General features: G+C 52.5%; 1 protein-coding gene and 1 tRNA gene. Both read left to right on the top strand.

What is annotated here, in order from left to right; all coding sequences use genetic code 11:
• Positions 1-147 precede the first annotated feature (147 nt).
• Entirely contained in the window at positions 148-2454 is a 2307-nt protein-coding gene (locus tag JX312_RS11770) for a hypothetical protein (protein ID WP_204458113.1), read from the top strand.
• A 141-nt stretch (positions 2455-2595) separates the two neighbouring features.
• Positions 2596-2669: transfer RNA gene (locus JX312_RS11765), tRNA-Thr, on the top strand.
• The last annotated feature ends 134 nt before the right edge of the window (positions 2670-2803 follow it).

Here is a 2803-nt window from a genome sequence, read left to right as displayed (position 1 = left end):
GTCTTTAGGGACTTTAGGGTCTTTAAGGACTTTAGGGTCTTTAAGGACTTTAGGGTCTTTAAGGACTTTAAGGACTTTAAAGACCTTAAGGACCTTAGAAAATGAGAATGGGGAAGGATTAATCTTGAATGATAATTATAACAACTTATGAAAGCTTATAGATATTTGATGGCTGTGCCGGCGCTGGCTTTTGCGGCGAATGCTTTTGCCGCGGACCCGGTGATTGTCGAGACCGAGGCTTACCGCTGGGCGGGTGACACCATTTTTCAGAATGAATTCAAGGCATGGGCTGTAAGCCCCTATGAACTCAAGTCGACATATAAGGGACGCCCTGGTTATTATATGCCTGTCGACCAGAGCTGGAAGAGGAAAAACGACCTCTCTTCCTATCCGAAACTGAAGTCGAACAACCTCCTGCATGAGGCTCTGTATAACATGGCGCTCGACGAGATGGTGAATGCCGTGGAGCCTGATACCACCCTGCGCACAGGTAAGGAGTGGTCGGGAGTGTGGACCCGCGATGTGAGCTATTCCATCATCCTCTCCATGGCTTACATGCAGCCGGAAGCTTCGATGATTTCGCTGATGAAGAAGGTTAACCCGAGCGGGCAGATCATCCAGGATACCGGTTCGGGCGGTGCGTGGCCCATCTCTACCGACCGCTTGGTGTGGGCGCTTGCCGCTTATGAGATTTATAAAGTGACGGGAGACCGCAAATGGCTCGAGAAGGTATATCCGATCGCCCTCCGTTCTCTGGAGAAGGATGAGAAGACGGTGATGAGTGAACGCGGACTCGTGAAGGGTGAGACCTCTTTTATCGACTGGCGCGAGCAGAGCCATCCGAAATGGATGCAGACCGTAGACATCTCGCAGAGCGAGGCGATGGGCACCAACGTGATGTATGCCGCCACGCTCCGCGCTGTCGGGGAGATGGCGCAGGTGCTCGGCAAGAAGAGAGAGGCTGACAAGCTTTTCGCCAAATCCGATGCGCTTGCCGCCAACATCGACAAGACGTTCTGGATGCCAGACAAGGGGTATTACGGGATGTATACCTACGGACGCGGCAGCAGAATTCTGAATCCGCGTGCAGAGTCGCTCGGCGAGGCTCTTGCCATCCTCTACGACATAGCTCCGAAAGAGCATCAGAAATCTATCTCCGAAAACAGTCCGCAGACGCCATTCGGCGCACCTGTTTTCTATCCGCAGATTTCCGACATGCCCAACTACCATAACAACGCTCTCTGGCCCTGGGTGGCGTCATACTGGACTCTCGCTCAAGCTAAGGCGGGTAACGAGCGGGGTGTGCTGGAGGGTATAGGCTCCGTATATCGTCCCGCAGCCCTTTTCTGCACGAACAAGGAGAATCTCAATCTTGACAACGGCGATATATTCACAGAGCTGAACTCCTCGAACATGCTTTGGTGTCTTGCAGGTAATATAGCGCTGACAACACGCGTGCTCTTCGGAATACATTTCGAAAAAGATGGTCTTGTGATAGAGCCGTTCGTGCCGGAAGTGCTTGCCGGTAAACGTACTCTCGAGGGTTTCCCCTACAGAGGCGCGAAGCTCGACATTACAGTCGAAGGTTACGGCAACAGTGTGAAAGAATTGATTGTAAACGGAAAGAACATCTATCCGGAAAAGGGGAAGCTTATTCCGGCAAAGATGCTGAAGAATGGCGGCGACATCATCGTGCGGCTTGACAATCAGCCTATTCCGGAAATGAAGGTCAACAGCGTTCCCAACGTCAAGGCCCCTCTGACTCCTGTGACATGGCTTGCCAACAATCCGGCTCTCGACGGTGAGGGCGTGCCTGTGAACAATCAGCTCGAATGGAATCCTATCGAATATATAGCAAAATATATCGTGCTGAAAGACGGTGAGCCGGTGGCGGAGACCCGCGAGACATCGTATGCGGCTGTCACTCCCGGCGAATGGCAGGTGATAGGTGTTTCCGGCAGCGGGGTGCAGTCGTTCGCTTCCGAACCGCGCAGCAACCGCCCGACTGTGATTGTGGAGTTTCCGGGTGAGACAGTGAGAATGAAGTCTGCTGAGGTAAGCTATTTGCCCGAAGCGGCAATTGCCGGTTTTACGGGAGCCGGTTTTGTTGAGACCGACAGGTCTTCGGCACCCGCGGAGGTGACAGTGGATATTCCCGAGGAGGGTGTGTATTCGTTCAGCCTGCGTTATGCCAACGGCAACGGACCGGTTAACACGGAGAACAAGGCTGCGGTGCGCACTCTTACACTCGATGGCAACAAGGCTGGAACAATTGTGATGCCGCACCGCGGACGTGGCAACTGGAACGACTGGGGCATGAGCAATCAGATTGTGTTACCTCTTGAAAAAGGGCGACATACGCTCGGAGTGCGTTATCTCCCGGAAGACGAAAACATGAATATCTCTACCAACCATGCGCTGCTTGACCATCTGCGTGTTGAACGCGTGAAATGAAAAAAATTTGGTGGAATAAAAAAAAAGTTGTAATTTTGCAGCGGGTGAGTCCTTCACGACCAGCTCCCCGTAAATCCCCCAGGTCTTGACCGAAGCAAGGGTAGCGGGTTGAGCGGTGCGATGGAGTAAGCTCGCCCGCCTGCCTCTTTAGCTCAGTTGGCCAGAGCACGTGATTTGTAATCTCGGGGTCGTTGGTTCGAATCCGACAAGAGGCTCGAAATGTTTTTCATAATTTTGTTTTGGCGGTGTGTTTTCGTTTGAAAAACATGCCGTTTTTTCTTTCTTCCTTGGAGGGATGGGGGAAATGGGGCGGAATGAGGGAAATGGGGATGGATAGGGATGTATGGGG

This window comes from Barnesiella sp. CU968, from assembly GCF_905219685.1.
Lineage (GTDB): Bacteria > Bacteroidota > Bacteroidia > Bacteroidales > Muribaculaceae > Lepagella > Lepagella muris_A.
The sequence above is the reverse complement of the archived record's forward strand: the minus strand, read 5'-3'. Positions and strand labels throughout refer to the sequence as shown.

Bases quoted from the DNA above. Each gene is read 5' to 3' on its own strand.
- JX312_RS11770 (WP_204458113.1), top strand. From the start codon at position 148: ATGAAAGCTTATAGATATTTGATGGCTGTGCCGGCGCTGGCTTTTGCG.